General features: G+C 68.8%; 20 protein-coding genes and 2 pseudogenes. 6 read left to right on the top strand and 16 right to left on the bottom strand.

The genetic code is table 11. The features are described 5' to 3' along the window. Positions 1-53: 53 nt before the first annotated feature. The 8 genes from lpdA to rnz all read right to left on the bottom strand — a co-directional run bounded on the left by lpdA (position 54) and on the right by rnz (position 9,683). Entirely contained in the window at positions 54-1,481 is a 1,428-nt protein-coding gene (gene lpdA, locus B378_RS0100675; RefSeq protein WP_017341909.1) for a dihydrolipoyl dehydrogenase, read from the bottom strand. After that, a complete protein-coding gene (locus tag B378_RS0100670; RefSeq protein WP_017341908.1) occupies positions 1,481-3,127 on the bottom strand; it encodes a 2-oxo acid dehydrogenase subunit E2 in 1,647 nt (548 codons plus the stop codon). The genes lpdA and B378_RS0100670 overlap by 1 nt, the downstream gene beginning before the upstream one ends. A 45-nt stretch (positions 3,128-3,172) precedes the next feature. Then, positions 3,173-4,159, bottom strand: a complete 987-nt coding sequence (locus B378_RS0100665) for an alpha-ketoacid dehydrogenase subunit beta (protein ID WP_017341907.1) — start codon at positions 4,157-4,159, stop codon at positions 3,173-3,175. Beyond that, positions 4,160-5,263, bottom strand: coding sequence for a pyruvate dehydrogenase (acetyl-transferring) E1 component subunit alpha (gene pdhA, locus B378_RS0100660; protein ID WP_026046105.1), 1,104 nt, complete (start codon positions 5,261-5,263; stop codon positions 4,160-4,162). It abuts the gene before it with no gap. Positions 5,264-5,617: 354 nt separating this feature from the next. Further along, positions 5,618-6,022: a CopG family transcriptional regulator gene (locus tag B378_RS0100655; protein ID WP_017341905.1), complete on the bottom strand. Its 405-nt coding sequence runs from the start codon at positions 6,020-6,022 to the stop codon at positions 5,618-5,620. 189 nt (positions 6,023-6,211) lie between these two features. Further along, a complete protein-coding gene (locus tag B378_RS0100650) occupies positions 6,212-6,877 on the bottom strand; it encodes an RPA family protein (RefSeq protein WP_008366514.1) in 666 nt (221 codons plus the stop codon). Position 6,878: 1 nt separating this feature from the next. Continuing rightward, the gene (locus tag B378_RS0100645) at positions 6,879-7,805 is read right to left on the bottom strand and encodes a replication factor A (protein WP_008366516.1); all 927 of its coding nucleotides are present in this window, start codon (positions 7,803-7,805) and stop codon (positions 6,879-6,881) included. 948 nt (positions 7,806-8,753) lie between these two features. Beyond that, positions 8,754-9,683 (bottom strand): ribonuclease Z, encoded by a 930-nt coding sequence (rnz, locus tag B378_RS0100640; RefSeq protein ID WP_017341904.1) that lies wholly within the window; start codon positions 9,681-9,683, stop codon positions 8,754-8,756. Between the two features lie 117 nt (positions 9,684-9,800). Between rnz and B378_RS0100635 the strand changes: the two genes are divergently transcribed. Both B378_RS0100635 and B378_RS0100630 read left to right on the top strand, forming a co-directional pair. Further along, the gene (locus B378_RS0100635) at positions 9,801-10,079 is read left to right on the top strand and encodes a hypothetical protein (protein WP_017341903.1); all 279 of its coding nucleotides are present in this window, start codon (positions 9,801-9,803) and stop codon (positions 10,077-10,079) included. Between the two features lie 246 nt (positions 10,080-10,325). Continuing rightward, positions 10,326-12,269 carry an ABC transporter ATP-binding protein gene (locus tag B378_RS0100630; RefSeq protein WP_017341902.1) on the top strand — a complete coding sequence of 648 codons (1,944 nt, stop codon included), beginning with the start codon at positions 10,326-10,328 and terminating at the stop codon, positions 12,267-12,269. A 47-nt stretch (positions 12,270-12,316) separates the two neighbouring features. Here B378_RS0100630 and B378_RS0100625 read toward each other — a convergent pair whose 3' ends face one another. Then, positions 12,317-12,628 carry a hypothetical protein gene (locus tag B378_RS0100625; RefSeq protein ID WP_017341901.1) on the bottom strand — a complete coding sequence of 104 codons (312 nt, stop codon included), beginning with the start codon at positions 12,626-12,628 and terminating at the stop codon, positions 12,317-12,319. Between the two features lie 133 nt (positions 12,629-12,761). Here B378_RS0100625 and B378_RS0100620 point away from each other — a divergent pair, with 133 nt between their 5' ends. After that, on the top strand, positions 12,762-13,520 hold the full coding sequence (locus tag B378_RS0100620) for a creatininase family protein (RefSeq protein WP_017341900.1): 759 nt from the start codon (positions 12,762-12,764) through the stop codon (positions 13,518-13,520). A 20-nt stretch (positions 13,521-13,540) separates the two neighbouring features. On the opposite strand, the gene B378_RS0100615 is transcribed toward B378_RS0100620, so the two are convergent. From B378_RS0100615 to B378_RS15625, 5 genes and pseudogenes are all read right to left on the bottom strand, one after another. Continuing rightward, a complete protein-coding gene (locus B378_RS0100615; RefSeq protein WP_017341899.1) occupies positions 13,541-13,960 on the bottom strand; it encodes a DUF5790 family protein in 420 nt (139 codons plus the stop codon). A gap of 158 nt (positions 13,961-14,118) precedes the next feature. Then, the gene (locus B378_RS0100610; protein ID WP_017341898.1) at positions 14,119-14,316 is read right to left on the bottom strand and encodes a hypothetical protein; all 198 of its coding nucleotides are present in this window, start codon (positions 14,314-14,316) and stop codon (positions 14,119-14,121) included. A 73-nt stretch (positions 14,317-14,389) separates the two neighbouring features. Next, a pseudogene (locus tag B378_RS15630) lies at positions 14,390-14,923 on the bottom strand (aldo/keto reductase); the annotation flags it as partial. Beyond that, positions 14,910-16,166, bottom strand: a complete 1,257-nt coding sequence (locus B378_RS0100600; protein WP_017341896.1) for an RNA-guided endonuclease TnpB family protein — start codon at positions 16,164-16,166, stop codon at positions 14,910-14,912. The gene B378_RS0100600 and the pseudogene B378_RS15630, both read right to left, overlap by 14 nt. A 126-nt stretch (positions 16,167-16,292) precedes the next feature. Next, a pseudogene (locus tag B378_RS15625) lies at positions 16,293-16,604 on the bottom strand (aldo/keto reductase); the annotation flags it as partial. A 207-nt stretch (positions 16,605-16,811) separates the two neighbouring features. Here B378_RS15625 and B378_RS0100590 point away from each other — a divergent pair. Both B378_RS0100590 and B378_RS0100585 read left to right on the top strand, forming a co-directional pair. After that, entirely contained in the window at positions 16,812-18,503 is a 1,692-nt protein-coding gene (locus B378_RS0100590) for a methyl-accepting chemotaxis protein (protein WP_017341894.1), read from the top strand. 1 nt (position 18,504) lies between these two features. Next, positions 18,505-19,284 carry a bacteriorhodopsin gene (locus B378_RS0100585; protein ID WP_004598622.1) on the top strand — a complete coding sequence of 260 codons (780 nt, stop codon included), beginning with the start codon at positions 18,505-18,507 and terminating at the stop codon, positions 19,282-19,284. A 45-nt stretch (positions 19,285-19,329) separates the two neighbouring features. Here B378_RS0100585 and B378_RS0100580 read toward each other — a convergent pair whose 3' ends face one another. Together B378_RS0100580 and B378_RS16940 are read right to left on the bottom strand one after the other, a co-directional pair. Beyond that, a complete protein-coding gene (locus tag B378_RS0100580; protein ID WP_017341893.1) occupies positions 19,330-20,409 on the bottom strand; it encodes an Lrp/AsnC family transcriptional regulator in 1,080 nt (359 codons plus the stop codon). A gap of 89 nt (positions 20,410-20,498) precedes the next feature. Then, positions 20,499-20,657 (bottom strand): hypothetical protein, encoded by a 159-nt coding sequence (locus B378_RS16940; RefSeq protein WP_017341892.1) that lies wholly within the window; start codon positions 20,655-20,657, stop codon positions 20,499-20,501. 315 nt (positions 20,658-20,972) lie between these two features. On the opposite strand from B378_RS16940, the gene B378_RS0100570 reads away from it, so the two are divergent. Beyond that, on the top strand, positions 20,973-22,094 hold the full coding sequence (locus B378_RS0100570) for an anthranilate phosphoribosyltransferase (RefSeq protein WP_017341891.1): 1,122 nt from the start codon (positions 20,973-20,975) through the stop codon (positions 22,092-22,094). The last annotated feature ends 56 nt before the right edge of the window (positions 22,095-22,150 follow it).

Raw genomic sequence — 22,150 nt, 5'->3', positions numbered from 1 at the left:
CGGCCGCACGGAAACACGGAGGGTTCGAGCGCGGTCAGCGGTGTCGAACGCGGTCAGCGGTTCAGCGTGTGGATCGCCTGCCCGCGCGCGTTCTCGGCGGCCTCCATCACGGCCTCCGCGAGCGTCGGGTGGGTGTGGACGGTGGCGGCCACGTCCTCCAGCGTCGCCCCCATTTCGATCGCGAGTGCGACCTCCGCGATCAGCTCCGACGCCTCCGGGCCGACGATCTGCCCGCCGAGGACGAACCCGCTCTCCTCGTCGGCGACGATCCGGACGAACCCCTCGGTGTGGCCGGTCGTCATCGCCCGCCCGGAGGCGTTGAAGGGCATCTCGCCGACCGCGGGGTCGAAGCCGGCGTCCGCGGCCTCGCTTTCGGTCATCCCGACCGTGCCGATCTCGGGGTCGGTGAAGACGGCCGCCGGGATCGCCTGCTGATCCATCGCGGCGGGTTCGCCCGCGATCACCTCGGCGGCGACGATCCCCTCCTTCGAGGCCGCGTGCGCGAGCATCGGGTCGCCCGCGACATCGCCGACGGCGTGGATGTGCTCGACCGCGGTCCGGGTGCGGTCGTCGGTGTCGATGAACCCGCGCTCGTCGGTCTCGATCCCGGCCTCATTCAGGTCGAGCCCGTCCGTGACCGGCTGGCGGCCGACCGCGACGAGGATCTTGTCGACGCCGTACGTCGACTCCTCGCCCTCCTCCGTCTCCGTGTGGAGCAGGTAGCCGCCGTCGGGCGCCTCCGACCACTCGCTCGCGCCCTCGCCGAAGTGGAACTCGACGCCCAGCTCCTCGGCGCGCGTGCGGACGATCCGCTTCACGTCGTCCTCGTAGGGGTCGAGGATGTCGTCGAGCATCTCGACGACCGTCACGTCGGCGCCGAGCTTCGCGTACGTCGTCGCCAGCTCCATCCCGATGTAACCCCCGCCGACGATCCCGAGGCGGTCCGGGACCGTGTCGGCGTCGAGCGCGTCGGCGGAGCTCCAGACGTGGTCCTCGGCGAACTCGAAGCCGGGGATCTGGACCGGCCGCGAGCCGGTCGCGACGATCGCGTGTTCGAACGAGAGCGTCTCGGAGCCCTGCCCGTCGCCGCCGTGCGCGACGCGAACGGTGTCCTCGCCGACGAACGAGGCGGTCCCCTCGATCAGGTTCACGCCGTTCGCCTTACAGAGCTTCTCGACGCCGCCCGTCAGTTGGTCGACGACGCCGTCCTTCCACTCGACCATCTTCCCCATGTCGACGGCTGGGTCCGCGTGGACGCCCATGAACTCCGCGTTGCCGGCCTCGTGGGCGAGCCCGCTGCCCGTGATCAGCGCCTTCGAGGGGATGCACCCGCGGTTGAGACAGGCGCCGCCGTAGGCGTCCTTCTCGACCAGCGTGGTGTCGAGCCCCTCCTGTGCGGCGCGGATGGCGGCGACGTAGCCGCCCGGCCCCGCGCCGATGACCAGTACCTCCGTTCCCGTGGTGACGTCTCCGACGACCATTATTCGTTGAGTAGCAGCAGGGGGTTTTCTAAGTGTTCCATGACGGTGTTCGCGAACTCGGCCGCGACCGCGCCGTCGACGACCCGGTGGTCGATCGAGAGGGAGAGCGGCAGCGTCGGCGCCGGGACGACCTCGCTCGCCCCGTCGGCACCCTCGCGCACGACGGGTCGCTCCTCGATGGCGCCGAGGCCTAAGATCGCGGTCTCGGGGTAGTTGATGATCGGCGTGGCGTACTCGCCGCCGATGGCGCCGAAGTTGGTGATCGAGAAGGTGCCGCCCTTCATCTCGGCGGGCTTCAGTTTCCGCTCACGGGCGCGGCTCGCGAGGTCGTTCACCTCGTCGGCCAGCTCGAAGAGCCCCTTCTCGTCGACGTCGTCGACGACGGGGACCATCAGGCCCGCGTCGGTCGCGACGGCGATCCCGAGGTTGTACTCGCCTTTCAAGACGATCTCCTCGTCGTCCTCGCGGAGCTCGCTGTTGAGGTACGGGTACTCCTTCAGCCCGGCGACGATGGCCTTCATCACGAACGGCATGTAGGTGAGCTTCACGCCCTTCGCCTCGGCTGTCGGCTTCAGCTCCTCGCGCGCCTCCACGAGCGAGTCGACCTCGGCGGTGTCGTGGTGACTGACGTGCGGCGCCGTGAACTTCGACCGCTCCATCTGCTTGCCGATGGTGCGCCTGACGCCGCGGTAGGGGACGGTCTCGTCGCCCGACGCGGCGCCGGCCGCGTCCGCGACACCGGTCGCAGCGGTCGCGTCGGTCCCGGCGCCCACATCGACATCGGCGGGCTCCGGCGTCGACTCGTCCGGCGACTCCAGCGCGTCGGCGTACGCGTTCACGGCCTCGGCCGTGACGAACGCCTCGCCGTCGCGGGTCTCGTCGGTCGGCACGTCGTCGATGTCCACGCCGCGCTCGCGCGCGACCTTCCGCGTCGCGGGGGTCGCGAGCGTCGTCTCGCGGCCCGCGAGCTCGGGGGCGTCGCTGGTGGCCGTTGTCGACGCCGCATCTGCGGAGCCGCCGGAGCCGCGCTTGCTGACCGCGGACGTCCGATCGCCCGATCCGACGTCGGTCGGTGTCGGCGTGGGACGGGGCTCGGGCCCGTCTTCGCCGCCCGAACCGGCGGATCCGGCGTCGCTCTCGGCGTGCGCCCGCACGTCGGCCTCGCTCACGCGACCGCCGGGGCCGCTCCCGTCGACGGCCGCGACGTCGACGCCGAGTTCGCGGGCGAGCCGGCGGGCCGATGGCGGCGCGAAGGTGCGCCCGGAGGGCGTGTCGGGTTCGCCGGGCTCCTCGTCGCCTTCGTCGGCGGCCGCGTCCGGTTCCGGCTCGGGCTCGTCGGTCGAGTCGGACGCCGGTTCGGCGTCGCCCTCCGCGTCGGCGCCGGCTGCCGCCTCGTCGCCCTCCTCGTCGACGCGGAACGAGATGATCACGTCGCCGACGGGGACCATCTCCCCCTCCTCGACGAACAGTTCCTCGACGGTGCCGTCGTAGCTCGACGGCACCTCGACGAGCGCCTTGTCGGTCTCGACCTCGGCGACGGGCTGGTCCTCCTCGACGCGGTCGCCGGGCGCGACCAGCCACGAGACCAGCTCGCCCTCCGCGACGCCCTCACCGACGTCGGGGAGCTTGAACTCCTTGATCGTCATCGATCGGCCTCCTCCGTTGTCATGCGTGTATTTCCGGCGGACATCTTAAAATTCGACCGCCTCCAAGATCCCGTCCTCGATGCGCGCCGCGGACGGGAGGTAGTAGTCCTCCAACGCGTACAGCGGGTACGGCACGTCGAAGCCGGTGACACGGCCGATCGGCGCCTCCTGATACAGCAGCGCCTCCTCCTGGAGGATCGCCGTGATCTCGCCCGCGAGCCCGCCCGTCTTGGGCGCCTCGTGGACGACGACCGCACGGCCGGTCTTCTTGAACGCCTCGACGACCGCCTCGCGGTCGAGCGGCGATATCGTCCGGAGGTCGACGACCTCGCACTCGATCCCCTCCTCGCCGAGCGTCTCGGCGGCCTCCAGCGTGGGGCGGGTCATGGCGCCGTAGGTGAACACCGCGACGTCGTCGCCCTCGCGGCGCGTGGCCGCCTCGCCGATAGGGACCGTGTACGGCTCCTCGGGCACCTCCTCGCGGAACGCCCGGTAGATCAGCTTCGGTTCGAGGAAGATCACCGGGTCGGGGTCGCGGATCGACGCCGCGAGTAACCCCTTCGCCTCGTAGGGCGTCGAGGGGATGACCACCTTCAGCCCCGCCTCGTGGGCGTAGAACGCCTCCTTCGACTCGGAGTGGTGTTCCGGCGCGCGGATCCCGCCGCCGTAGGGGGCCCGCAGGGTCATCGGGAGCGTGAACCGCCCGCGGCTGCGGGTCCGGAACCGCGCCATGTGCGAGACGATCTGGTCGAAGCCGGGGTACATGAACCCGGAGAACTGGATCTCCGGGACCGGTCGCATCCCCATCGCGGCCATCCCGACGGCGGTGCCGACGATGCCCGACTCGGCGAGCGGGGTGTCGATCACCCGGTCGCCCCCGAACTCGTCGAAGAGGCCCTCGGTGGCGCGGAAGACGCCGCCGTTCTTCCCGACGTCTTGGCCCATCACGACGACGTCGTCGTCCTCGCGCAGTTCGGTGTGTAATCCGTCTCGTATCGCCTGTACCAGCGTGAGGTTCTGTGTCTCGGTCATTCAATCCTCCAGGAACGCCGCGTCGCCGCGCTCGTCGCGCAGCGCGGCGAACTCCTCGTACTGCCGCTCCAGTTCCGGCGGAAGCTCCGCGTAGGCGTGTTCGAACAGCTCTCGGGGGTCGGGGCGCGCCATCGACTCCGCCGCGTCGATCGCGTCCGCGACCTGCGCCTCGACCGACGACTCGATCTCCGCGACGCGCTCGTCGTCGAGGACCCCCTCGCCGCGGAGGTACGACTCCAGCCGGTCGATCGGGTCCTTGCGCTTCCAGCTTTCGACCTCGTCGTCGTCGCGGTAGACGGTCGGGTCGTCGGCGGTCGTGTGCGCGCCGAAGCGGTACTGGACCGCCTCAATGAGCGTCGGCCGCGGCCGGTCCGTCTCGGGGTCGCGCGCCTTCTCCAAGGCCGCTTCCGTGACGCTGTACACCGCGAGCGGGTCCATCCCGTCGACCTGGACGCCGTCGATGCCGTACGCCTCCGCCTTCTGCGCCAAGGTCGCGCTCCGCGTCTGCCGCTCGCGGGGCACGGAGATCGCCCACTGGTTGTTGTTACAGAAGAAGACGGTGGGCGTGTCGAACACGCCGGCGAAGTTGACCCCCTCGTGGAAGTCGCCCTCGCTCGTCGCGCCGTCCCCGAAGTAGCAGACGAACGCGTCGTTCTCGCCGCGGAGCTTCGAGGCCCACGCGGCGCCCGTCGCGTGGGGCACCTGCGACGCGATGGGGACGGCGACCGGGAAGACGTTGACGTCCGGCGGCGCGTTGTTGCCGTCCTCGTGGCCCATCCAGTAGAGCAGCGTCTGTTTGAGCGGCAGGCCGTGGACGAGAGCGGCGCCGTGCTCGCGGTACGACGGGATCATCCAGTCGTCCGCGTCGAGCGCGTACGCCGACCCGATCTGGGCACCCTCCTGCCCGGAGAGCGGGGGGTACGTCCCCATCCGGCCCTGCCGCTGGAGGCTCACCGCGCGGCCGTCGAAGTGGCGCGCCAGCCGCATGTGCCTGTACATCTCGACGAGCGAGTCGTCGTCGAGGTCTGGAACGTCGCCGACGACCTCGCCGTCCTCGTCGAGGACGCGAACCGTATCGTCGTACGCCCTGTCGAACACGGTCACGGTCGAACCCACCTTCGCATGTCCGATACGTCCACCGCCCGGGTAATATCGTTTTCGTAAATAATTTAGTATAATCAGAAATAGCGGCTTCGCGCTGAGAGACCGTCCATCAGATTCGGAGAGAATCGGACGTTTCTGAACAAACTCTGACTTGTTCGGCAATATTTTCGCCAAGATAGGCGTTTCGTCGGTCAGTAACGGACGAACAGGAAGGTTTTCGCGCGCGGCGGGTCGGCCGACGCGGGAGCCGGACGTCGCGGCGCCGCGGCTCGACGGTTGGACGTGTCACGGCTCGGCGGTCGCGAGTGGCGCGAGAAGATCGGCGGCTGTGGCCGTCTGAAGCGGACCGGACCGCTACCCGAGGCGGAACGAGGGCTCGTCGGGCTCGCCGTCGAGGTCCTCCAGCTGGATCACTTCCTCGTCGCCGTCCTCCAGCTGCTCGCGGAGGTAGTTGACGTAGCGCTTGTGCTCTTCGAGCTGCTCGCGGAGGTGTTCGGCCTCGAGCTCTAACCGCTCGTGCTCGCGGACGAAGCTCTTCGGGACCTCGATCTTCGGGGGGAACGACTCCCCGCTCTCGCCCATGCTGTCCAGTTCGGCCTCCGGGATGACCCGGACCTGACCGTCGTGGGCAACGAGCGTATCCACGTAGTCCCGGAAGACCGCAGACAGCGAGATGTCTCGCTCCTCGGCGATGTCGCGGAGGGTCTCGAACGCGTCCTCGTTGACGCGGAACGAGATCGTCTTGTTCTTGTTGCCCATTATCGGACCGATCGTTCCGCGGATCACTTAAGCGTTTGTCAGACGATCGTAAGAACGAGAACCGCGTTCGGGGCAGAACCGCGCCGAACGCCGCGAAAATCCGGTGTCGGGGCGTCAGTGTTCCGGCGCGCCGACCGCGTCAGAACGCCGAGATGCCGACCGCGTCAGAACGCCGAGCCGCCGGCCGCGTCAGGGCTCCGGCGTGCCGGCCGGGTCGGTCCCGTCCGAGGCGTCGTCGAGCGCGGCGTCGTCGCTCCCGGACTCGTCGCCCGCGAGCTCGTCGCCGCTCTCGTCGAGGTCCTCCAGCGCCGAGAGCGCGGCGGCCTTGTACGTCTCGGGGTCGAGGTCGTACTCCTCGCGGGCCATCCGCGCGTACTCGTTGCCCTCGTCGTCGAACGCGGCGACGCGCTCGACGGTGCGGCGAGCGGTCTCCGCGACCCAGCGGTCGCGGGTGGCGGCGTCGACCTCGGTGATCGACTCGGGGCGGACGGAGACCCGGACCGTGCCGTCGTCGGTCTCGTAGGTCCGGGGCTTCCCCACGACTGCGACGTAGGCCGGGGGCTCCAAGTCCCGGAGTTTGGAAGCGGCTTCGGGCTGGTACTGGCCGGCGTACACGAAGAACGTGCCCGTCGGGTCGACGATGCGGCCGCGCCAGTACTCGCTGTCCTCGCCGACGTCCTCCTTCTCCGTGAGGGTGCCGACGAAGAACACGCGGTTCGAGGACTCGCCCGTCGGTAACAGCGCGTAGACGGGGGCGCGCTCGTCGTCGGACTCGGTGAACGTGTAGCCGGCGTCGTTGAACTCGCTCGCGAACACGCGCCGGGCGACCTCTCGGGTGGGGGCTGACTGGCTCATTTCAAATCGACCTCGCTTCGATCAGCGCGCTTTCAACGTCGACGGTGCCAGGGTCCTCCATCTCGTCGACCAGGACGTACCGGCCGAACGTCGGGCCGGTGACGCGGTAGTAGCGCCCGAGCACGTCCTCGCCCATCTCCTCGGCGACGACGGTGGTGTCGAGCGCGTCCATCGCCATGTCCTTGGCCGCTTCGAGGGTCATGCCGGTGAGCTCCTCGGTGGCCTCGCGGTCGAAGATGACCTCGGTGACGGTCTCGCCGTCGTCGAGGACGCCCTTGATCCGGAGGTCGAACTCGCCCTCGACCTGGCCGTGCTCGGAGCAGCGCCCGTTCTGGAGGACGCGCGTACAGTCCTCCTCGGGGCAGCGCTTGATCAGCCCGGAGCCGGACTGGATGTCCACGAGGGCGCCCTCGACGGTGTCGGCGTTGTCGCCGACCTCGATCTCCTCGTCGATCTCGGTGATGCCGGTCGTCCGGTTGAGCTTCACCGAGTAGCTCCCCTCGTACTCGTCGGTGACGACGTTCGAGAGCTCGTACGCCTGCCCCTCGGTCAGCTCCGGGAGGTCGGAGGTCTCGAAGGCGACGAACTTGATCGTGCCCGACTCGTCGCCGAGCAGGCCGACCTGTGAGATGGAGTCGCTCCGGGGCTCCCAGAGGTCGACCAACTTCACGCGTAAGTCGACCCACTGCTCGTCCTCGTCGATGTCGTTGACGAGGACCTCTTCGCTGCCGCCGCGGCCGAGCTCGTCGCGCTCCATCCCGGCGTCTTCGAGGTAGCTGTTGGTGACGCTCCGACTCGCCTCGTCGAGCGGCACGCGGTACTCGTCGACGAGCGTCGTCAGCCGCTCCTCGACGTCGTCGGGGTCGACATCGGTGTGGTCCGAGAACTGTTCCGCTATCGCTTCCGCTTCCTGTCGCAGTTCGCTCATGGGGTGTCTCCGCCTCCGGTCTTGTTTTCAGTGGGAGGCGTACGACGGTTGGTTCCAGATGGTATTAAAATGTACGTGACCGCGGTGAAAGTGGAACGAAACGCCCGCTTGAGGGGCGCTACGCGGGGTTCTTTCGATCCGTGGAGATCGGCCGACGGGAGGACCTCGCTCGCGTCAGACGCACGTCAGCCGTGCGCGGGCTTCGTTTCGAGTGGAACGATCACACGGGCCGGAGTCACACAGGCGAAGGTCCGACGGAGGTGACGAAGCGAAGCGGTGGCGCGTGCCTCTGAGCGCTCGAAGAGCGCGAAGAGCGCGCGCGAGGGAGTCGCTGGTCCGGAGCGCAGCGGAGGACCAGCGACGAGGCTGGGGAGGCGTGAGGTGCGGTCCCGCGAGCGACCGGAGGGAGCGAGCGGGAGTACGGAAGTCGCAGCCCGCGCAGCGACCGAAGGGAGCGAGCAGGACCGACTTCCGGTGGTGCGGTCGCGGGCGGGTGGGACTCGAAGGGGCAGCCGCGAGGCGGGCGCAGGCGATGTAAGCACCGGAAGGAGCGAGTGAAACGAGCGACTGAGGAGCGCAACGAGCGTGCGCCCGCCTCGCGGCTGGGGCTTCGGTGGTGTCCGTATCGATCGGCAGTTTATAAGCAAAGCCACCATCGTACAGCCGAGCGGCTGGGGCTTCGGTGGTGTCCGTATCGATCGGCAGTTTATAAGCAAAGCCACCATCGTACAGCCGAGCGGCTGGGGCTTCGGTGGTGTCCGTATCGATCGGCAGTTTATAAGCAAAGCCACCATCGTACAGCCGAGCGGCTGGGGCTTCGGTGGTGTCCGTATCGATCGGCAGTTTATAAACACATTCGTCATACAGCCGAGCGACTGGGGTTTCGGCGGTCTCCATGCCGATCATAAAGTCATCCGAGTAAGAGCGACCGGTCGAACCATCAACGTCTCAGTCCGCGTCGGGGAACGGCACCTCGATCAGGTCGCCGTCGTCGGGGAGGAGACACTCGCCGTCGAACGCCTCGCGGGCGTCGCTGCGGATCGGGCGCGCGTCCGCGGCGTAGCGCGAGGAGATATGGACTAAGGCGAGCCGCTTCGCGTCCGCCCGGTCGGCGATCGACCCCGCCTCGCGGCCGGTGGAGTGGGCGGTGTCGCGGGCGCGGTCGGCCATGTCGTCGGCGAAGGTGGCGTCGTGGATGAGCAGGTCGGCGTCCTCGGCCGCCTCGACGGTGGTCTCTCGCGGGCGCGTGTCCGCGGTGTACACCAGCTTGCGGCCCGGGCGGGGCGGGCCGACGACCTGCTCGGGCTCGACGACCGTCCCGTCCTCGGCCTCGACCGACTCGCCCTCGTGGAGGCGGCCGAACTTCGGCCCGACGGGGACACCCAGATCCTCCGCCTTCGGGCGGTCGAACCGGCCGGGGCGGTCGTCCTCCTCCAAGACGTACCCCTGCGATATCGTGCGGTGTTCCGTTTCGAACGCGCGAACCGCGTACTCGTCGGTCTCGTAGGCGACCTCGCCGGGGGCGACCGGTTCGATCCGGACCGGGAACGCCGGGTCGTGGCCGACCGCGTGGACGAGGTCGCGGAGGTGGTCGTCGGTCCCCGGCGGGCAGTGGACCGTCAGCGGGTCGGTGCGGTCGTTGAACCCGAGCGTCTGGACGAGGCCGGGGATGCCGAGGACGTGGTCGCCGTGGAGGTGGGAGACGAACACGCGGTCGACGGCGAACCCGGTGCCGGCGCGCATCATCTCGCGCTGGGTGCCCTCGCCGCAGTCGAAGAGGAAGCGGTCGCCCTCGCGGTTGACGAAGACGGCGCTCGCCGCGCGCTCGACGGTCGGGACGGCGCCGCCCGTCCCGAGGAACGTGACGCGAAGAGACATGCCGAGTCGTCGGGGCGGCGGTTGTAAACCGGTGTCGATGCGGGGGAGGGAGCCGCCGGTTCGGCCTCGCGGGGAGTCGGCCGACACCCACATGAGTCCGGCCGCCCGAGCGGGGGCATGCGAGATCCGATCGCCGCCTTGGTCAAACAGGAGGGGTGGCGCGCGGAGGGCGCGGCCGCCCGCGTCCACTACGAGGGGGGTAACGACCGATACGCGGTGGAGTTCTACGCCGAAACGGCCCGCGTCCTCTACTGGGCGGTCCCGACCGACGACGACGAGGGCGGAACGGCCGCGCCGGTCCCGCGCGACGGCGTTCCGGATCCGCTCCGGCGGCGCGTCCGGGAGGACCTCGACGAGGCCGGGATCGATACCGACGTGGAACGACGCGAACTCTGAGCCCGTCGCGCGGTCGTCGGGTCCGCGGCCGGCGGGCAGCCGTCGGTGTCGAGGCCGCTACACAGCGACCGTGATCGACGCCGCCGCGCGCGCCGATCCGACCCGGCACGACCGGAGGGTTCTCGACCGTCGACCGCGCTCCGGAAGGCGATATCGCCCGATCGACCGCCCGTTAGCGGCGTTTTCTGCCGATGTATTTCGGTTCGAAGGAAACCTATTTGCCGCCTTACCTGATACGACTTTGTGATGAGTGGTGTCGAATGGGAGGAAGACGATCCCTTCGAGGAGCAGCGGGACAAGATCGAGAATCCGATGAAGCGGCTGTTCGTCGAGTACGGCCGCGACTACGTCCCGCAGGTGACGGTGGGCGTCCTCGCCAGCGTCTTCGCCCGCCTGCTCGATCTGCTTCCCCCGCTAATGTTAGGGATCGCCCTCGACGCGATCTTCCGCGGCGAGGCCGCGTTCGACGAGCAGATCCCGCTCGTGTTGCTCCCGGACGCGTGGCTCCCGACGGAGCAGGCGGCGCAGTTCTGGTTCACGATCGCGGTGCTGGCCGGGGCGTTCGCCTTCGGCGCGGGGTTCCACTGGGTCCGCAACTGGGGGTTCAACGCGTTCGCGCAGAACATCCAGCACGACGTCCGAACCGACACGTACGACCAGATGCAGCGGCTCAATATGGACTTCTTCTCGGACAAGCAGACCGGGGAGATGATGTCGATCCTCTCGAACGACGTGAACCGCTTGGAGCGGTTCCTCAACGACGGGATGAACTCCGTGTTCCGCCTGTCGGTGATGGTGGTCGGGATCGGCGTCCTCCTCTTCTGGATCAACTGGCAGCTCGCCCTGGTCGCGCTGCTTCCCGTCCCCGTCATCGCCGGGTTCACCTACCTGTTCATCAGGATTATCCAGCCGAAGTACGCCGAGGTGCGGTCGACGGTCGGCAAGATGAACTCCCGGTTGGAGAACAACCTCGGCGGCATCCAAGTGATCAAGGCCGCCAACACCGAGTCCTACGAGTCCGACCGCGTCGACGACGTCTCCTTCGACTACTTCGACGCCAACTGGGACGCCATCGAGACGCGGATCAAGTTCTTCCCCGCGCTCCGCGTGCTCGCCGGCATCGGCTTCGTGCTCACGTTCATCGTCGGCGGGCTCTGGGTGTTCCAGGGGCCGCCCGGCCCGTTCACCGGCGAGCTCTCCGAGGGGATGTTCGTCGTGTTCATCCTCTACACGCAGCGGTTCATCTGGCCGATGGCGCAGTTCGGGCAGATCATCAACATGTACCAGCGCGCACGCGCCTCCTCCGCGCGGATCTTCGGGCTGATGGACGAGCCCTCGAAGTTAGAGGAGGACCGCGACGCCGAGGAGCTCGTCGTCGAGGACGGCGACGTCGTGTACGACGACGTCTCCTTCGGCTACGACGACGAGACCATCGTCGAGGATATCGACTTCGAGGTCGAGGGCGGCGAGACGCTCGCCTTAGTCGGCCCCACCGGGGCCGGCAAGTCGACCGTGCTCAAGCTCCTCCTCCGAATGTACGACGTCGACGACGGGGAGATCCGGATCGACGACCAGAATGTCGGCGACGTGACGCTGCAGTCGCTGCGCCGGTCGATCGGCTACGTCGGGCAGTCGTCGTACCTGTTCTACGGCACCGTCCGCGAGAACATCACCTACGGCACGTTCGACGCGACGGACGAGGAGGTCCGCGAGGCCGCCGAGGCCGCCGAGGCCCACGACTTCATCCAGAACCTCCCCGACGGCTACGACACGATGGTCGGGGAGCGCGGCGTGAAGCTCTCCGGCGGCCAGCGCCAGCGGATCACCATCGCCCGCGCCGTGCTGACCGACCCGGACATCCTCATCTTAGACGAGGCGACCTCCGACGTCGACACCGAGACGGAGATGCTGATCCAGCGCTCGCTCGACCGTCTCACCGAGGAACGGACGACGTTCGCGATCGCCCACCGGCTCTCGACGATCAAGGACGCGGACACGATCCTCGTGCTGGAGGGCGGGAAGATCGCCGAGCGCGGCACCCACGACGAGCTGCTCGACAACGACGGGCTGTACGCGCACCTCTGGGGCGTTCAGGCCGGCGAGATCGACGAGCTCCCGCAGGAGTTCATCGACCGGGCGCAGGAGCGCACCGCCCGGATCGTCGAGGACGCCGAGAGCGACGACGACTGACCGCGACCGCGGTCGACCGGGCCGGACGATTCAGGAGCGCCCGAGCGTCACCGTGGGAGTTCGGTCCACTCGTCCGCGGACGCCTCCGGAGACGCGTCGGCGTGACCGAGCGCGTCGAGGACCGCCTCCCTGACCTCCGACGGGTCCCGGAACTGCCTCTCCTCGCTCCCTTCGAGCAGGCCGTCGAGCCGCGCCGTCCCCGTCGGAGTCTCCAGTGTCGCGGCGCCGTACTGCTCTATCAGCTCCGCCGCCGTCACCGGGTAGCGGTGTTCGCGGAGCGCCCGCTTCAGCGGGCCGAACGTCACGGCGGGAGCCGAACCGTGCGCCTCCGGGTCGTGTTCCGCGTTGTCACCGCTCATGCGGTCGCGATCCGCGGGGAGGGGTATAATACCTCGGGAGCGTTCGCTCGACGGTGACCGCCGTCCGGGGTCGACCGGCCGCATCGTCGACGGTGACCGCCGCCTATACGACGCCGGCCGCCGAGGTTCCGGTATGCGCCTCAGCGAGGTCACGTGGACCGACGTGCGCGACGCCGACGTCGACGTCGCGTTCCTCCCGGTCGGGAGCACGGAACAGCACGGACCGCACGCCCCGCTCGGCACCGACGCGCTGAACGCCGTCGCGGTCGCGGAGGCGGCCGCCGACGCCTACGAAGAGTCGAGTGGCGGGCCGGGAGCGGACCGCGGGGAAGTCGCCGTCGCGCCGCCGATACCGGTCGGCGTCGCCGAGGAACACCGCGCGTTCGACGGGACGATGTGGGTCTCGCCGGAGACGTTCCGGGCGTACGTCCGGGAGGCCGCCGAGTCGCTGGTCGCGCACGGAATCGACCGCGTCGTGTTCGTCAACGGCCACGGCGGGAACGTCGAGGCGCTCGCGGAGGTCGCCCGGCGGTTCTCGCGCGACCCGGACCACGACGGGTACGGCGTCGCGTTCACCTGGTTCGAAGCGGTCGGCGACCACGCGAGCGACATGGGTCACGCCGGCCCGCTGGAGACGGCGCTGCTTCGCGCGACGAACCCGGAGCTGGTCCGCGAGGAGCGGGTCAACGAAGCGAGCGCGGGCGCCGCCGACCGGTGGGGCGAGTGGGTGTCCGGAGTGAACCTCGCGCACGACTCCGACGAGTTCACCGACAACGGCGTCGTCGGCGACCCGCGGGAGGGCGACGCCGAGCGCGGCGCGGAGCTGCTCGACCGCGCGAGCGCGGCGCTCGCGGAGCTGGCGGTGGCGGTCGTCGACCGCGACGCCGTTTAAAAAGGAGCGCGGCGCGGGAGCTACTCCTCGTCTTCTTCCGCTTCGTCGTCGTCCGCCGCGTCCTGGAGCGCCCCGCGGATCGCGGGGACGGTGCCGGTGAGGGATGCCACCTCCTCGGCGGCGTCCTCGATGTCGCCGACGAGCGACTCCAGCTCCTCGATCTCTTCTTTTAAATCGTCGGCGTCCTCGAAGGCGTCGGCGCGCTCGCCGAGGACGTACGCCTTCTTCGCCGAGCGCACGCTGTCGACTGCGTCGCCCGCGTCGAGAGCGGACTTCAGCCCGTTGAGCGCGCCGAGGACGTTGTCCGCGTCCGTCTCCCACACCGCGTCGGGGTCGGGGAGCTGGTCGCGCGCCGCCGCGAGGTGCTCTTCGACCTCCGCGCGGGTCTCCTCGGCCGCCTCGCCGAACAGGTCGTCGTCGTCGAACGTGGACTGGGCCATGTCCGGACCGTCGTGCCCGCACCTTTTAAAAACGCGCCCGAAAGCGGAAGTGAAACCGACGGCGAGGGCGGATCCGTCGCCGGATCGGGCGGGTTTCGCGTTCAGTTTCGGTTCGGCGGGGCGGCCGGCGGACCGGGGACCCGCGGTCACTCGGCGGCTCAGATCCGGACGAGCAGCTCCACCGCGATCAGCGTCACGAGGAGGGCGAGGAACCCCGCGAGGACGGAGAGCGTCCTGAGCCGGTCGAACACCGTGTCCGCGTCGGGGGTCGCCGCGAGGAGGGCCGGGCGGTCGCGGGGGGCGGACTCGCTCTCGGGATCGGGACGCACGTCTGTCTGAGGGTTCGGGTCCGGCATGGTCAACCTCTCGACCGGAAGTCCCGTTAAATCGACTATGAGGCCCCAATACAGATATTGAGCGCTCCGGATATCACCCTTGGTTCCACGACGCCTCCTCGAAGTCGACGATCCGCTCGTCGCGGTCGAGGGTGTCGATCCGGGCGATCTGGTCGTCGGTCAGGTCGAGTTCGCGGGCGGCCCAGTTCTCCTCGACGTGCCCGAAGTCGGCCGCCTTCGGGATCGGCGCGACGCGCTCCTTCGAGAGCAGCCACGCGAGGCTCACCTGCGCGGGGGTGGCGTCGTGGCTCGCCGCGATCTCTCGGAGGACGTCGACGTCGGCGACGCGGTTGCGCGCGATCGGCGAGTAGGCGACGAGCCAGTGGTCGTCCGCGACCGCGTACTCGCGGAGCCGCTCCTGTTGGAGCAGGGGGTGACACTCCACCTGGTGAGCGAACACGTCGTGGTCCAGTCGGTCGATCGCCTCGTCGAGCTGGTCGGGCCGGAAGTTCGAGAGCCCGATCCGGTCTATCACGCCGTCGTCGACGAGGTCGTCGAGCGCGGGCAGCGTCTCCTCCGGGTCGTAGCTAGTCAACAACCCCACCCTACTTCGATCACCCTGACGGGTTCGCTCGTTGAGGGAGGGGCTTGTCCGTGAGCTCAGCCTCGAACCCGTCCGGGTGGGCGGTGAACCCGCCACTTGGCGTCACCGTTCCAGACTTCAGGGCGAGTTGACTGTCGCCCGTCCGCCGAGACGACTGTTGGCCTCGACGGACATACCGCATCCCGATGTTCTTCGCCGCGTTGTAATCCGCGTTCGCTCCCGACTCACACTTCACGCACCGGAACTCCGTGCGAGTTCGGCGGTTCTCGTCTGCCGTGAATCCACACTCGGCGCACCGTTGCGATGTGTACGCCGAACCAACTTGCTTCACGGAGATGCCGACTGCTCCGGCTTTGTACGCCACTTGCTCGTACAGCGTTCGGAACGCCCACTTGTGCCCCCACGACGCACCCGTTCGCTCGCGGATGTCAGTCAAGTCCTCGAACGCGATCACGTCGCACTCGTATCGGAGTGCTTCGTCTACGATGGCGTTCGACGCTTGGTGAACCACGTCACGAACGTATCGTCGTTCGCGTCCACTTGATTGTTCGAGCGTTCTGTGGGCGCTTCGCGTGCCTGTCTGTTGGAGTCCCGCACGGACTTTCTCGAACTCGCGGAGGTTGTGTGAGAGTTCGCGCCCACTGATGAATCGTGCTGTGCTGGTGACGGCGAGGTTTTCAATACCGAGGTCGACCCCGAGAACCGTTCCGTCCTCGGCGGTGTCTCGCTCAATATCGGTCTTGGGTCGGCGGAAGCCGATGTGTAAAAAGTAATCGCCGTCACGAGCGGTGAGTGTGCTTTCCGTGACGCTCCACTCGTCGGCGTCGAGGTACTGCCGTTGGTAGCCATCCTCGGCTTCAGGGAGCGCAAGTTCACATCGGACGCGACTCTCCGTCGTGGAGAGTGACACTGTATCGTCATTGAACAGCGTCATCGTTCGAGTGTCGTATGTTACCGTGGGTGCGGTGAATGTGGGTTTACTGACCTGCCTGCCGTTCGAGCGGCGTTCGAGACAGCCGGTGATGGCTTGGGCGGCTTGGTGGGTGGCGAGGATCGCGTGCTGACTCCCGAGGTCGGTTTCCTCGCGCACGTTGTCGTAGGCGAGGGGTTGGACGTCGCTCTTGGCGTTACACTTCCCCCACGCCATGTCCGTGGCGAGTTGGCACCCACGCTTCCACTCGGAGATGGTTTCCTCAAGCAACTCGCGTTGCTCATCGTCTACCGAGAGACGAGTGATTGCCGTCCGACGCACGTAATCGTCTGCCACAGTTTCAATGTGTGTGAGCGGCTATTTATAAGCTGGTGTTTGTTACAGATACGAACCCGCTCCTCTCCTCCCTACTCACTCCCTTCGGTCGCTCCTTGAGGAGGGGGACTCCGCGCTACCGCTTCAGTTGATCGGCCAGTGGACGTACAGCAGGTCGATCGAGTCGACGCCGAGCCGGTCGCGGCTGGCGCGCGCGGTCTCGACGGCGTCGTCGTACGAGAGGTTGTCCGTCGAGAGCTTCGTCGCGACGAACAGGTCCTCGCGGTCGACGTCGCTGCGGTCGATCCCGTCGCCGACCGAGGCCTCGTTGTCGTACCCCTGCGCGGTGTCGACGTGGCGGTAGCCGGTCTCGATCGCGTGCGCGACGCCGGCCGCGCACTCCTCGCCGTCGGCCAGTTTGTACGTCCCGTACCCGAGTCGGTCGAAGGTGCTCGCCATGTGGTCTCGTGCGGACGGCGACGCCCTCAACGTACCGGTCCCCGAACCGCGAGACCGCGGGGCACCTCCTCGGGTGAGGCGGGGTCGGTCTCCCTGACCGATTCGGCCGCCAACCGCGCTAAACGGACGCCGCGCCGAGTACAGTTATCACTGCTAATATTCGGGGAGCAGTTATTATCCCGATACGATCCCTGTCGATCGGTACACATGCAAGCGGGATCGTCCTCCGGCATCCGGTCGAGTTACGGCGCGAAGCTCGCGCTGTCTTTGATCGGGGTCATGGGGGTTTCAGTTTCATACGGTGTCATCGTCTACCTCCGCGCGGAGGAGGCCGGCGCCGCGGGCGCAGCGGTGCGCTCGGGGCTCGTCGGGATGACGCTGTTGACGGTGATCGGGCTCGCGCTCATCGGCGTCACGGTCGGATCGAACACGGTCATCTCCCTGCGGCAGCTCACGGCCAAGGCCGAGCGGATGGCCGAGGGGGACCTCGACGTGCGACTGGAGACGGGCCGAGCAGACGAGATCGGGCGGCTGTTCCGGGCGTTCGACGAGATGCGCGGCTCGCTGCGCTCGGAGATATCCGACGCGGAAGCGGCTCGCGAGGAGGCGGAGCGGGCGCGACGGGAGGCCGACGCGCGCGCAGAGACGGTCGAGCGGAAGGCGACCGAGTACGAGTCGGCGATGCGGGCGCTCGCCGACGGCGACCTGACCCAGCGGGTCGACTCCGACGTCGACAACGAGGCGATGGCGCGCGTCGGCGTCGCGTTCAACGAGATGGCCGACGAGTTAGAGGAGACCGTCGCGTCCGTCGCGACCGTCGCCGAGGACACCGCCGACGTGGCCGGGACCGTCGACGACCGCACGGAGGACCTGCGGGCGACGACCGGGACCGTGAGCGAGGCGGTCGAAGAGATCGCCGAGGGCGCGCGCACCCAGCGCGACGACCTGCAGGCGGCGACCGACGAGGCCGAGAACCTCGCGTCGTCGGCCGAGGAGGTCGCCTCCACGGTCACCGACGTGGCGGAGACCGCGGAACACGCCGCCGAGGTCGGCGAGGAGGGCCGCGAGGCCGCTGAGGAGGCGCTCGCCGAGATGGACGCGGTCGAGGAGACGACGGCGGAGACGACCGCGGAGGTCGAGGCGCTCGCCGAGGAGGTCGAGGAGATCGGCGAGGTCGTCGACACCATCTCGGAGATCGCCGAGCAGACGAACCTGCTCGCGCTGAACGCCTCCATCGAGGCGGCCCGCTCCGGCGCCGAGGGCGCCGGCTTCGCGGTCGTCGCCGAGGAGGTGAAGGCGCTGGCGGAGGAGACCCAGGAATCGGCGGGCGAGATCGAAGCCCGGATCCACTCCGTCCAGGAGCGCGCGGAGACGGGCGCCGACGCGATGGCGCGCACCGAACAGCGGATCTCCGCCGGCGTCGACACGGTCGAGACGTCGATCGACGCCCTCGAACGCCTCGCGGAGGCCTCCGAGCGGACCGACACGAGCATGACCGAGATCACCAGAGCGACCGAGACGCAGGCGGACTCCGTCGACGCGGTCGTCGGCCACGTCGAGGACGTCTCCGCGATCAGCGCGCAGACGGCCAGCGCGGCCGGCGACGTCACCGGGGCGGTCGACGAACAGGAGCAGACTCTCGGGGCGGTCGAGACCGCGGCCGGGTCGCTCTCCGACCGCGCGCTCGCGCTGCGCGACGCGGTCGACGACTTCGAGTTCGCGGCCGAAGACGACCTCGGCACCGCGAGCGGCGGAACCGACCGGGACGCCGCGGGCGGCGGCAACAACGCCGCTACCGCGGTCTCCGACGGGGGAACCGACGGCGGGGGGACCGAGTTCGACTTCTCGCGCGACGGCGGCGGGGGCGACGAATCGCCCGCCGGGGAGGGGGTGAACTGAGATGCTCGTCGACACCGCCGTCTGGGCGTGGATCGGCGCCCTCGCGATGGGCGCCGGGACGATTCCGCCCCTGTGGGCGTGGTTCTCCCGGTCTTCGGAGGCCGACGAGTCGCACGCGGTCTACTACGGCACCCTCGCCGGGGTCACCGGTATCGCGGCGATCGCGTACCTCCTGATGGCGCTCGGGTTCGGAAGCGTCTCGCTGTCAGCCGGGGATCTCGACGTCGCCCGGTACGTCGACTGGCTCCTGACGACGCCGCTGCTGCTGCTCTACCTCGGCCTGCTCGCGCGGCCGTCGCGGCGCGTGCTCGCCGGGCTGATCGGGGTCGACGTGGTGATCATCGCCGGCGGTATCGCGGCCGCCGCGACGACCGGGACGGTCTCGTGGGTCGCCTTCGGCGTCGCCGGGGCCGCGTACGTCGCGCTCGTCTACGGGCTTCTCGTCTCGCTCCCGCGGTCGGCCTCGGCGGAGGGCGACCGGGTCCGCGCGGTCTTCGGCACGCTCCGGAACATCACCGTGGTGCTGTGGACGCTGTACCCGGTCGTGTGGCTGCTCGCGCCGACCGGCTTCGGCCTGCTGACGCCCGCCACGGAGATGCTCGTGTTCGTCTACCTCGACGTCGTCTCGAAGGTCGGCTTCGTCGTCGTCGCGGTCGCGGGCGCCGACGCGCTCGACCGCCTCGGCGCCGGCAGCGGGCTCGGCGGCGACGGCGAGTTCGTCGCCGCCGATGCGCTGGACTCGAGCGACGAGGAGCAGCCGACCGTCCTCGGCGACGACTGAGCCGCGGGCCGTCTCCCTCTCCCCTTTTCCGTCCGCTGTTTCCTTCTACTGCCCGTCCGCGACGAGGTCCTCGTAGCGCGCGCCGGTCTGTTTCAGCGTCTCGGTCGAGTAGAGGCGCTCGTGGGCGAAGGGGAGGTGATCGGCCGCCAGCTCGTCGATCTTCGCGTCGACCGCCTCGGCCTCGCGGCCGTGGATCATCGTGAACATGTTGTACTCCCAGTCCTGCTCGGGGCGGCGCGGCCGGTGGTAACAGAGGGTGACGTACGGGAGGCTCCCGACCGCCTCGCCGCGCTCGTCGAGCTCGTCGTCGGGCACGTCCCAGACCACCATACAGTTGTTCGTGAACCCGGTGACGACGTGGTTGACGACGCAGCCGATCCGCTTGATACAGCCGTCCGCGAGCAGGCGCTCGACCGCCGCGAGCACCTCTTCGACGGTCGGGTCGACGCCAGACCCGCTCGCGCCGATCTCGCTCGCCACGTCGGCGTATGGGGTCGCCGAGAGCGGGAAGCCGTCCTGGATCGCCAAGAGGAGGTCGGCCTCCAAGTCGCTCAGGTCCCCGCGGGCGTCCTCGGAGATGCGGGTGGCTGAGACCGCGGTCTCGTCGAGCGATTCGCGCGCGAACCGGTCCGCGTTGACCACGGGAAACTCTAAGTCGATGTAGTAGTCCGTCAGCATCGGGAGCGCGAGCACCTCGCAGCCGGTGCGTTCCTCGATCTCCGCGAGGATCTCGTCGCGCTTCTCGCGGGAGCCGGCGGTGACGACGAACCACTGGTTCCACTCGTGGTCGCGGCGGTAGTTGTGGTTCACCTGCCGGTAGCCGTTGATCACCTCGGCGACCTCATCGAAGCGGTCCTCGGGAGCGCGCACCGCGGCGAGCGTCGAGGAGCCGATGACCGGGGGGTTGAGCACCGCGCCGAACCGACGGAAGACGCCGCGCTCGCGGAGGTCCCGAACGCGGTCGAGGACCGCCTCGGCGTCGACGTCGATTCCCGTCTCGGCGCTGATCTCGCGGGCGACCCGCTCGAACGGCCGGGGTTCGACGGGGAAGCCGCTCTGGTACTCGTCGATGAGGGCCGCGTCGACCGCGTCGAGGTCGGCCCGCCAGTCGGCGTCCAGACTCATTGCGCGAGTTAGGGGGCGCGCGTACGTACCGGTTTCGGAGGGTCGTCGAGCGTCAGCGGGACGCGTGTCGTCGGAGACGAGCGCGCGTCTCAGTCGTCCGCGGGAGCGTCGCCCGGGGTCGGGGCGAACGCCCGGGCGCTCTCTTCCAGCTGCGTCGTCGAGCAGCCGCCGACGGTCGCGGCCTGTTCGAGCGTCAGCGTGCGGGAGCGGTACAGCGTGAGCGCGGTGGCGACGGATTTGGACGTCATCGGGTACAACCAGTTAGTAGATGGACGAACATATAACTCTGACGCTATTCAGACCCCGATACAAACTGTAATTCGGATAGAACCGTTTGAACGTATATATAATCCTCTCTATATCGTACATTCGTCCTGTTATAGTATGCGAACCAGTACCACGGATCCGGCGGGATCGACCTCGCCGTCCCGGCTCGCCGCTCGCGCGCGACGGGTCGGCAGGTCGGTTCGGGTCCAAGTCGGCGGGGCGGAGCCGGTCCGTTCCGTTCCCGGCGCGCGGGAGTCGAACGGGGGACTTTTCGTCGGAGAACCCGAACGGCACGTATGGCTCAGGCGACTCAGGAGTTCGGCGACTGGCCCCTCAAGCGGCTGATGACCGAGGTCTGCGGCTCCGGCCACAAGTCGGCCGACGACCTGACGCGCGCGCAGGCGACCGAGGCGTTCGAGCGGATCCTCGCGGGCGAGCCGGACCCGACGACGCTCGGGGCGTTCTGGCTCTCCAACCGCTGGAAGCGAAACACGCCCGAAGAACTCGGTGCGTACGTCGACGTGATGTGCGACCGCGTCGAGTACGCGGAGCCCGACGTCGACCCCGTCGACTGCGGCGCCAACTACGACGGCAAGGGCCGGACCGCGATCCTCGGCGTCGCCGCGGGCGCGGTCGCGGCCGCCGCGGGCACGCCCGTCGTCGTCCACTCGGGCGACCGCGTGCCGACCCAGAAGCAGGACTCGTACAAGCACGTCCTCGACGAGCTCGGCGTCCACACCGAGCTGACGCCGTCGGACTCCGCCGACATGGTCGACGAGACCGGCTTCGGCTTCTACTACCAGCCCGCGTTCAACCCCGCCATCGACGACCTGTTCGACCGGCGCGACCAGATGGGCGTCCGGACGTTCGTCAACACGGTCGAGACGCTGGCGAACCCCGCGGGCGCCTCGACGCACCTCGGCTCCTTCTACCACCTCGCGTTCGCGAAGAAGGTGGTCGATACGTTCGTGGAAAGCGAGTTCCACGACCTCGACCGCGTCTTGATGTTCCAGGGAATGGAGGGGTACGACGACGTGCGCCCCGGCTACACGAAGGTCGCCGAGTGGGACGCGGCGGGCGACGCGGGCGGCGACGCGAGCGAGGGCAACGCCGAGGCGGCCGGCAGCGAGGGTGCGAGCTTCACCGACTTCGAGATCGAAACCGCCGAGTACGGGATGGACCTCGAAGAGGACGACCTCGCGGTCGACGATGTCGCGGCCGAGTCGGCCGCGATCACCGAGGCGGTGCTGGCCGGCGAGCGTGACGGCGCCTTCGCGGACGCGGTCGCGGTCAACGCCGCGCTCCGGATCTACGCGGGCGAGGACGCGGACTCGATCGAGGAGGGCCTCGACGCGGCTCGCGAGGTCATCGACGACGGCTCCGCGTACGAGGTTCTAGAGGAACTGCGGGAGTTCTGAGAGCGGTCGCGTCCTCGGGATTCAGTTTGTGATCGAGCGATATTGCTGTCGGACAT

Source organism: Halorubrum sp. T3, assembly GCF_000296615.1.
Classification (GTDB): Archaea; Halobacteriota; Halobacteria; order Halobacteriales; family Haloferacaceae; genus Halorubrum; species Halorubrum ruber.
Note: the sequence above shows the minus strand (reverse complement) of the source record. Positions and strands in the feature narration are given on the sequence as shown.

Bases quoted from the DNA above. Each gene is read 5' to 3' on its own strand.
- lpdA (WP_017341909.1), bottom strand. From the start codon at position 1,481: ATGGTCGTCGGAGACGTCACCACGGGAACGGAGGTACTGGTCATCGGC.
- B378_RS0100670 (WP_017341908.1), bottom strand. From the start codon at position 3,127: ATGACGATCAAGGAGTTCAAGCTCCCCGACGTCGGTGAGGGCGTCGCG.
- B378_RS0100665 (WP_017341907.1), bottom strand. From the start codon at position 4,159: ATGACCGAGACACAGAACCTCACGCTGGTACAGGCGATACGAGACGGA.
- B378_RS0100655 (WP_017341905.1), bottom strand. From the start codon at position 6,022: ATGGGCAACAAGAACAAGACGATCTCGTTCCGCGTCAACGAGGACGCG.
- B378_RS0100650 (WP_008366514.1), bottom strand. From the start codon at position 6,877: ATGAGCCAGTCAGCCCCCACCCGAGAGGTCGCCCGGCGCGTGTTCGCG.
- B378_RS0100645 (WP_008366516.1), bottom strand. From the start codon at position 7,805: ATGAGCGAACTGCGACAGGAAGCGGAAGCGATAGCGGAACAGTTCTCG.
- rnz (WP_017341904.1), bottom strand. From the start codon at position 9,683: ATGTCTCTTCGCGTCACGTTCCTCGGGACGGGCGGCGCCGTCCCGACC.
- B378_RS0100635 (WP_017341903.1), top strand. From the start codon at position 9,801: ATGCGAGATCCGATCGCCGCCTTGGTCAAACAGGAGGGGTGGCGCGCG.
- B378_RS0100630 (WP_017341902.1), top strand. From the start codon at position 10,326: ATGAGTGGTGTCGAATGGGAGGAAGACGATCCCTTCGAGGAGCAGCGG.
- B378_RS0100625 (WP_017341901.1), bottom strand. From the start codon at position 12,628: ATGAGCGGTGACAACGCGGAACACGACCCGGAGGCGCACGGTTCGGCT.
- B378_RS0100620 (WP_017341900.1), top strand. From the start codon at position 12,762: ATGCGCCTCAGCGAGGTCACGTGGACCGACGTGCGCGACGCCGACGTC.
- B378_RS0100615 (WP_017341899.1), bottom strand. From the start codon at position 13,960: ATGGCCCAGTCCACGTTCGACGACGACGACCTGTTCGGCGAGGCGGCC.
- B378_RS0100610 (WP_017341898.1), bottom strand. From the start codon at position 14,316: ATGCCGGACCCGAACCCTCAGACAGACGTGCGTCCCGATCCCGAGAGC.
- B378_RS0100590 (WP_017341894.1), top strand. From the start codon at position 16,812: ATGCAAGCGGGATCGTCCTCCGGCATCCGGTCGAGTTACGGCGCGAAG.
- B378_RS0100585 (WP_004598622.1), top strand. From the start codon at position 18,505: ATGCTCGTCGACACCGCCGTCTGGGCGTGGATCGGCGCCCTCGCGATG.
- B378_RS0100580 (WP_017341893.1), bottom strand. From the start codon at position 20,409: ATGAGTCTGGACGCCGACTGGCGGGCCGACCTCGACGCGGTCGACGCG.
- B378_RS16940 (WP_017341892.1), bottom strand. From the start codon at position 20,657: ATGACGTCCAAATCCGTCGCCACCGCGCTCACGCTGTACCGCTCCCGC.
- B378_RS0100570 (WP_017341891.1), top strand. From the start codon at position 20,973: ATGGCTCAGGCGACTCAGGAGTTCGGCGACTGGCCCCTCAAGCGGCTG.